Below are 7958 nucleotides of genomic sequence, written 5' to 3'. Positions count from 1 at the left end.
TGACCCAGGTCACCTAGGGTCGGGGGATGGGGGTTCCGACGACGGGAGTGACCGTGAGCCGACGCGACATCGAGTTCGACGCCGAGGGCGTGACGCTGCGAGGCTGGTTCTACCGGGCGGAAGGGTCGAGCGGCCGCGCGCCGACGGTGGTCATGGCGCACGGCTTCTCCGCGGTGAAGGAGATGTACCTCGACTCCTTCGCCGAGGTCTTCGCCCAGGCCGGCCTCAACGCGCTCGTCTACGACAACCGCAACACCGGCGCGAGCGACGGCGAGCCGCGCCAGGAGCTCGACCCCTGGGAGCAGGTGCGCGACTACCGCCACGCCATCACCTACGCCGGCACGCTCGACGAGGTCGACAGCACCCGGATCGGGGTGTGGGGCAGCAGCTACTCCGGTGGCCACGTGCTCGTGGTCGCGGCGATCGACCGGCGTGTCAAGGCCGTGGTGGCGCAGGTGCCGCTGGTCAGCGGCTCGGCCAACATCGGCGAGCTGGTGCGGGCGGACTTCCGGGCCGGCTTCCGCGCGATGTTCGACGCCGACCGGGTCGCCCGGTACGCGGGCGACCCGCCCGCGACGGTGCCCGTCGTCGCCGAGGACCCGCTCGCGCCCTCGGCCCTGCCCACCCCGGACTCCTGGACGTGGTTCACCGAGACCGGCAAGCTGCGCGCGCCGTCGTGGCGCAACCAGGTCACGCTGCGCACCGTCGAGATGCTGGGGGAGTACGAGCCGGGCAGCTACATCGGGCGGATCAGCCCGACGCCGCTGCTGATGGTGGTGGCCCGGGAGGACCACCTGACGCCCGCGCACCTCGCGATCGGCGCCTACGACGACGCCCGCGAGCCCAAGAGGCTCGTCATCCTGCCCGGGGGCCACTTCGACGCCTACGTCGCCGGGTTCGACGGGGCCAGCGCCCCCGCGCGCGACTGGTTCGTGGAGCACCTGGGCGCGGGGACCGATCACCGGCCGCCTTCGTGATCGCCGGGCCCGGACGCGGGGTCCTCAGCGGTCAGGACGTGCCGGCCTCGGTGGTCGGCGCCCCGGCTCGGGACGCACTGGTGCCGAGCCTCACATGTTGCGCCGGTACTGGCCCCCGACCTCGAAGAACGCGTCGGTGAGCTGGCCCAGCGAGCACACGCGCGCGGCCTGCATCAGCTCGTCGAAGACGTTGCCCTCGCCCGTCGCCACGTCCTGCAGGCGCCGGATCGCCTCCTGCGCCTCGCTCTTGTGCCGGGCGTGGAAGTCGGAGAGCCGGTCGAGCTGGCTCCTCTTCTCCTCCTCGGTGGCGCGGGCGAGCTCGATCTCCTGCGGTGACGCGTCCGACTCGGGCTTGACGAACGTGTTGACGCCGACGATGGGCAGCGAGCCGTCGTGCTTGCGGTGCTCGTAGAGCATCGACTCGTCCTGGATGCGGCCGCGCTGGTAGCCGGTCTCCATCGCGCCCAGCACGCCGCCGCGCTCGCCGATGCGGTCGAACTCGGCCAGCACCGCCTGCTCGACGAGGTCGGTGAGCTCGTCGATGACGAAGGACCCCTGCAGGGGGTTCTCGTTCATCGAGAGTCCCCACTCGCGGTTGATGATCAGCTGGATCGCCATCGCGCGCCGCACCGACTCCTCGGTGGGCGTGGTGACCGCCTCGTCGTAGGCGTTGGTGTGCAGCGAGTTCGCGTTGTCGTACAGCGCGCAGAGCGCCTGCAGCGTGGTCCGGATGTCGTTGAAGTTCATCTCCTGCGCGTGCAGCGACCGCCCGGACGTCTGCACGTGGTACTTGAGCTTCTGGCTGCGCTCGTTGGCGCCGTAGCGCTCGCGCATCGCGATGGCCCAGATCCGACGCGCGACGCGGCCGATGACGGAGTACTCGGCGTCCATGCCGTTGGAGAAGAAGAACGACAGGTTGGGTGCGAAGTCGTCGATGTCCATGCCGCGCGCGAGGTAGCTCTCGACGAACGTGAAGCCGTTGGAGAGCGTGAAGGCGAGCTGGCTGATGGGGTTCGCCCCGGCCTCGGCGATGTGGTAGCCGGAGATCGAGACGGAGTAGAAGTTCCGCACCTTGTGGCGGATGAACCACTCCTGGATGTCGGCCATCATCCGCAGGCTGAACTCGGTGGAGAAGATGCAGGTGTTCTGGCCCTGGTCCTCCTTGAGGATGTCGGCCTGCACCGTGCCGCGCACGTTCGCGAGCGTGAACGCCGTGAGCTCCTCGCGCTCGGCGTCGTCGGGCTCGCGGCCCTCCTCGTCGCGGAATCGCTGGATCGTCTGGTCGATCGCGGTGTTGAGGTAGAACGCCAGGATCGTGGGCGCCGGGCCGTTGATCGTCATCGACACCGAGGTGGTGGGCGAGGTCAGGTCGAACCCGCCGTAGAGCACCTTCATGTCCTCGAGCGTCGCGATCGAGACGCCGGACGTGCCGACCTTGCCGTAGACGTCCGGGCGCGTGTCGGGGTCGCGGCCGTAGAGCGTCACGGAGTCGAACGCGGTGGACAGCCGCTTGGCGTCGGAGTCGGCCGAGAGCAGCTGGAAGCGGCGGTTGGTGCGGAACGCGTCGCCCTCGCCGGCGAACATGCGGGCGGGGTCCTCGCCCTCGCGCTTGAACGGGAACACCCCGGCCGTGAACGGGAACTTCCCGGGCAGGTTCTCGTCGCGCAGGAAGCGCAGCAGGTCGGCGTCCTCGGTGTGCCGCGGCAGCGCCACCCGTCGCACCTTGGAGCCCGACAGCGTCTCCCGGGTGAGCTGGGTGCGCAGCTCCTTGTCGCGGATCATGACGACCATCTCGTCGCCGGAGTAGTCCTCGACGACCTGCGGCCAGGTGTCGAGCAGCTCGGCGGCCTCGGGCGGGAGCGCCTTCTCGGCCGTGGCGAGGGCCTCCTCGACCGACTCGCCCACCAGCTCGCGCGCGGTGCGCAGGTGCTGGCGGGTGCGGGCCGCGGCCACCTGCTTCTCGGTGTCCGCGTGGTAGCGCCGCACGGTCTCGGCGATCTCCGACAGGTAGCGCGTCTTGTTCGGCGGGATGACGGCCATGTGCTCCGACGAGGTCTTGCGGGGTGCACCCGAGGACGTGACCGGGCGCGGCAGCCGTCCCTCGCCCGTGACCAGCCCGTTCTCACCCAGGATCGACACCAGGTACTGGTAGAGCGCGGTGACGCCGTCGTCGTTGAACGTGGCGGCGGACGTGCCGAAGACCGGCATGTCCTCCCACGTGGAGCCGAACGCCTCGCGGTTGCGCACGAGCTGGCGCCCGACGTCGCGGCGGGCGTCCTCGGCGCCGCGGCGCTCGAACTTGTTGATCGCTGTCGCGTCGGCGAAGTCCAGCATGTCGATCTTCTCGAGCTGTGAGGCGGCCCCGAACTCGGGAGTCATGACGTACAGCGAGCGGTCGACGAACGGCACGATCGCGGCGTCGCCCTGGCCGATGCCGGGAGTCTCGACGATCACCAGGTCGAAGCCGGCGCCCTTGAGCACCGCGAGGACGTCGCCGAGCTCGTCGGGCAGGTGCCCGTCGTCGGAGCGGGTGGCCATCGAGCGGAAGAACACCTGGTCGCCGACGAGCGAGTTCATCCGGATGCGGTCGCCGAGCAGCGCGCCACCGCCCTTGCGGCGCGTCGGGTCGACGGCCAGCACGGCGATGCGGAGCTTGTCCTCCTGGTCGAGCCGGAAGCGGCGCACGATCTCGTCGGTGAGCGACGACTTGCCCGAGCCGCCGGTGCCCGTGATGCCCAGCACGGGGACGGGGCGGTCGACCTTGCCGAGGCGCTCGCGCAGGCCGGAGGGGAGGCGCCCGGCCTCGGCGAGGGTCAGCGCGCGGGCGAGGGTGGCCTGCTCGCCGGCGAACAGGCCGTCCCAGGACGCCGGGGGAGCGTCGGCGAGGTCGACGTCGCACTCCCGGATCATGATGTTGATCATCCCGGGGAGGCCGAGGTGCTGGCCGTCCTCGGGGGAGAAGATGCGGGCGACGCCGCGCGAGTGCAGCAGGTCGATCTCCCGCGGCACGATCACGCCGCCGCCACCGCCGTAGACCTTCACGTGCCCGGCGCCGCGCTCGCGCAGCAGTTCCACGAGGTAGGTGAAGTACTCGACGTGCCCGCCCTGGTAGGAGCTGATGGCCACGCCCTGCGCGTCCTCCTGGATCACGGCGGCGACCACCTCGTCCACCGAGCGGTTGTGGCCCAGGTGGATCACCTCGGCGCCCTGCCGCTGCAGGATCCGCCGCATGATGTTGATCGCCGCGTCGTGCCCGTCGAAGAGGCTGGCCGCGGTCACGAAGCGGACCGGATGGGTGGGGACGTGCAGGTCGACCATGACGGTGTCCTCTCGCCGCGATGCGTTCCCGGTGTTCGCGCTGGGCACTGGTTCCGGATTTACTATGACATCCTACTATCGGACGTACAAGCAGGTTGCGGCGTGACGTGCGCCCCTCCGGAAACGACGAAGCGCGGTCCGCCGAAGCGGACCGCGCAGGGCGGGAGTGCTGCTCCGGGTCAGGCGGCCTGCTCGCGCGCAGGCCTGCTGACCTGCGGGATCTCCGTCGTGGGCTGCTCGGTGTCGATGATCTTCGACATGACGACCGTGGTCTCCTCGGCGCGGGCCGTCGCCGCGACCGCAGCGCGCTTCCGCAGGCGCCGCGCGCCCGCCGCCACCAGCGCGCCGATCAGGGCGAGGGCGGCTCCGGCCGCGGCCATCGCCCCCGTCGCGGCGTCGGGGAACACGATGACCAGCACGAACGAGATGGCGGGCCACCACAGCAGCGTCCGTACCGGTGCGGGGACCGACCACTCGCGGATCTCAGGCGCCATAGTGGTTTCCTACCCGATCGGCGCGGGAGTCATGCACGCGGGCGCCGATAAGCACGCGGGCGCCGATAAGGTCGTGGGCGTGGACACCGCCGCCGCACTGATCGACCAGAACCGCCTGCTGGGCGAGCTCACCCGGGCTGCCGACCCGTCGACGCCCGTTCCCACGTGCCCCGGCTGGACGCTGCGGCAGCTCGTCACGCATGTGGGTCGGGGCCACCGGTGGGCCGCCACGATCGTCCGCGACAAGGCCGACGCGCCCATCGACCCCCGCACGGTGGCCGACGGGAAGCCCCCGGCCGACGCGGGGGGCGCGCTCGCATGGCTGCACGACAGCGCCGCCGCCGTGATCGACGCGGTGGAGTCCACCGGCGCCGACGTCCCGGTCTGGACGTTCACCGGCCCCCAGCCCGCGAGCTGGTGGATCCGCCGCAGGCTGCACGAGGAGACGGTGCACCGCGCCGACGCCGCGATCGCCCTGGGCGAGCCCTACGCGCTGGACGCGGGCCTCGCCGTGGACGCGGTCTCGGAGTGGTTCGACCTGCTCGGCGCCCGGCCCTCCGACGCCGCCCCGCTGGCCCCCGGCACCACTCTGCACCTGCACGCCACCGACGAGGGCGTGACCGGGGAGTGGATCGTCCGCGGCACCGACACGGGCGTCGCATGGGAGCCGGGCCACGGCAAGGGCGACGCCGCCGTCCGCGGCCCGGTGGTGGACCTGATGCTGGCCACGTTCCGCCGCGCGCCGGCCGACTCCGTCGACGTCCTCGGCGACACGGGAGTGTGGACGCGCTGGCTGGAGCGCACCGGCTTCTGACGACCGGCCGTTCGTGGTCGCTCCTGCGTGGAGTGACGCGCCATGTCCGACGTGGTCACCCGCGGCGAGCTGGTGGACGGCTACGAGCTCGCCGAGGCCTTCGGTCGCCCGACCTGGAGGCGCTCGTCCGGCTCGCGGCGCAGGTGGGCGCGGCGCCGTCCGCGGTCAGCTACTCGACCTCCTTCCGGACGAGGTGCTCGGCGAGGTCGACGTGCCCGAGCCGGACCCCTCGCGCTGACGCGAGCAGGTCACCGCACTGTGACCGACTCCCACGCCGCGCCGGCGCGCGAGCCGTCATCCTCGCGGCGGCGACGGCCTCAGCGCAGGTCCTCGGCGAGTAGGTCCATCAGCAGCCCGTCGTGCCACTGGCCGTCGCCGGAGCGTTCGTAGCGTCGCATGATCCCCACCGGCCGGAACCCCGCGCGCCCGCAGCTGCGGATCGCGCGCTCGTTGTCGGCCGCCGGGTCGATCACCACGCGGTGGTGGCCGCGGTGCTCGAACAGGAAGCGGGCCATCGCGCGCATCGCGTCGCAGCCCAGGCCCTGGGCCTGGGCGTCCGGGTGCAACGCGAGGTCCATGGCGGCGTGGCGGTGGTCGGGGTCGAGCTCCTCGCGATGGATGATCAGCCCGACCACCTCTCCCGCGAGCTCGATCGCGTAGCCCTGCGGGCCGAGCAGCTCCCGCCGGACGCGCTCCAGGTCGTAGCCGCCCCACCACTTCGAGATCTCGGGATGACCGAGGATCTCCATGAACATCGGCACGTGAGCGGCACTGCTGGGACGCAGGACCACGGTCTGGCCGGCGATCGGCCCGATGGTGTCGTTCATGAGGTCAGCTCCAGTCGGGCTCGCTCGACGAGCGAGGCCGCCGAGACCGGTTGCTCGAAGACGACGCGGGCGCTGCGCCCGTCGAGGTCGAGGGTGGCGATCGTGTTGCCGAACAGCGGGCCGGCCAGCCGCTCCCATGAGACCGGCTTCGGCGGGGCACCGGCGCGGTCGGCCCAGCGCTCGGCGAACGCGCGTGCCCACCGCGACCAGCTCATCCGGAAGCCCGGCTTGACGTACCACTCCATCTTGTTGTGCACCGGCGAGCACGTGAGCTGGTGGACGCTCGCCCGCGCAACGTCCTCACCGGGCAGGTCGGCGCGCGCGGCGTAGCTGTGGTGCACGTCCCCGGACAGGACGTTGACCGTGGCCGGACCGCCGGGAGCGGCGATGCGCCCGATCATGGCGGTGAGCCGGTCGAACGATGCACGGAACGCGGCCCAGTGCTCGAGGTCAGCGGCCTGGCGGACCTTCTCGCCGAGGCGCCCCGCGCTTCCGGGCTTGGCGGCGGCGATCTCGTTGACCGTCTCCAGGTCGCCGATCGCGTGCGGCAGCAGCCACGGGACGGAGGTGCCGAGCACGAGATGGTCGACGCGGCCCGACGCGACGGCCTGCTCCTCGAGCCAGTCGAACTCGGAGTCGCCGAGCATGAGGTGGTGGCCGTCCTCGAGGATGCGGCCGTTGCGGGAGTCGATCATCAGCAGCCTGCTGTGCCCGAGGTCCCAGCGGAAGCTGAAGCGCACGTCCTTGGCGCCGTCGGTCTCGGCGTCGGCGCGGTCGGCGATCTCCACGAGCAGTGGCCACGCGTCGCCGTCGTGCTCGGTGACCTTGCGGTAGTCGGGGTCGGACGCCAGCTCGTCGGGGGAGAGGTTGCCGATGTGCTGGTAGACCCAGTACGACGCGAGCGCCGAGCGGATGCGCGTGCGCCACCACGGCTTCGCGTTCATCTCGGCGCGCCAGGACGCGGAGGTGTTCCAGTCGTCGCGCACGTCGTGGTCGTCGAAGATCATCGCGGTGGGCACGCTGGACAGCAGCCAGCGCACCTCCGGGTCCTTCCACGAGTCGTCGTAGAGACCGACGTACTCGTCGAAGCCGACGATCTCGTCGTCGGGCCAGTCGGGATGGCGGTCGCGGCGGCCGGCGATGCGGCGGCGGTTCTGCGGCGTCAGCTCATCGGCGTAGACCTGGTCGCCCAGCAACAGCAACGCGTCCGGCCACTCCTCGTGGGGCCTGCCGACCATGCGCGCCGCGTAGACGTCGAGCGCGTCGAGGCCGAGCGTCTTCGCCAGGGCCGGGTCGGCGACCTTCGGATAGCGGCAGGAGCCGAAGATGATCCGGGTGCGGTCGCTCGAGGCGGGGCCGCGCGTGCGGATCCGGCTCGCGGGGAACGGGCTGCTCGGCGGCGGCCACACCCGCTCGCCGTCGAGGTGCACCTCGTAGGGGGTGATGGAGTCGGGCTGAAGGCCCGTGACGGGCACGAGCGCGAAGTGGTGCCCGACCACCTCGAACGTCTGCGCCGTGCACCCGAGAA

6 protein-coding genes are annotated in these 7958 nt (G+C 71.6%); 2 read left to right on the top strand and 4 right to left on the bottom strand.

The features are described from left to right. Positions 1-53: 53 nt before the first annotated feature. Entirely contained in the window at positions 54-977 is a 924-nt protein-coding gene (locus JWR81_RS32625; protein ID WP_297661622.1) for an alpha/beta hydrolase, read from the top strand. A gap of 90 nt (positions 978-1067) precedes the next feature. Here JWR81_RS32625 and icmF read toward each other — a convergent pair whose 3' ends face one another. Both icmF and JWR81_RS32615 read right to left on the bottom strand, forming a co-directional pair. Next, positions 1068-4295 (bottom strand): fused isobutyryl-CoA mutase/GTPase IcmF, encoded by a 3228-nt coding sequence (icmF, locus tag JWR81_RS32620; RefSeq protein WP_297661620.1) that lies wholly within the window; start codon positions 4293-4295, stop codon positions 1068-1070. Between the two features lie 179 nt (positions 4296-4474). Further along, a complete protein-coding gene (locus JWR81_RS32615; protein ID WP_297661618.1) occupies positions 4475-4789 on the bottom strand; it encodes a hypothetical protein in 315 nt (104 codons plus the stop codon). Between the two features lie 79 nt (positions 4790-4868). On the opposite strand from JWR81_RS32615, the gene JWR81_RS32610 reads away from it, so the two are divergent. After that, the gene (locus JWR81_RS32610; RefSeq protein WP_297661616.1) at positions 4869-5603 is read left to right on the top strand and encodes a maleylpyruvate isomerase family mycothiol-dependent enzyme; all 735 of its coding nucleotides are present in this window, start codon (positions 4869-4871) and stop codon (positions 5601-5603) included. A 317-nt stretch (positions 5604-5920) separates the two neighbouring features. Here the strand turns inward: JWR81_RS32610 and JWR81_RS32605 are convergent, their stop codons facing one another. Further along, the gene (locus tag JWR81_RS32605; protein ID WP_297661615.1) at positions 5921-6430 is read right to left on the bottom strand and encodes a GNAT family protein; all 510 of its coding nucleotides are present in this window, start codon (positions 6428-6430) and stop codon (positions 5921-5923) included. Then, positions 6427-7958: alkaline phosphatase D family protein (locus tag JWR81_RS32600; protein ID WP_297661613.1), on the bottom strand; the 1532-nt coding region annotated here is incomplete at its 5' end. The genes JWR81_RS32605 and JWR81_RS32600, both read right to left, overlap by 4 nt.

Source organism: Pseudonocardia sp., assembly GCF_025965585.1.
GTDB lineage: Bacteria > Actinomycetota > Actinomycetes > Mycobacteriales > Pseudonocardiaceae > Pseudonocardia.
The sequence above is the reverse complement of the archived record's forward strand: the minus strand, read 5'-3'. Positions and strand labels throughout refer to the sequence as shown.

Bases quoted from the DNA above. Each gene is read 5' to 3' on its own strand.
- icmF (WP_297661620.1), bottom strand. From the start codon at position 4,295: ATGGTCGACCTGCACGTCCCCACCCATCCGGTCCGCTTCGTGACCGCG.
- JWR81_RS32615 (WP_297661618.1), bottom strand. From the start codon at position 4,789: ATGGCGCCTGAGATCCGCGAGTGGTCGGTCCCCGCACCGGTACGGACG.
- JWR81_RS32605 (WP_297661615.1), bottom strand. From the start codon at position 6,430: ATGAACGACACCATCGGGCCGATCGCCGGCCAGACCGTGGTCCTGCGT.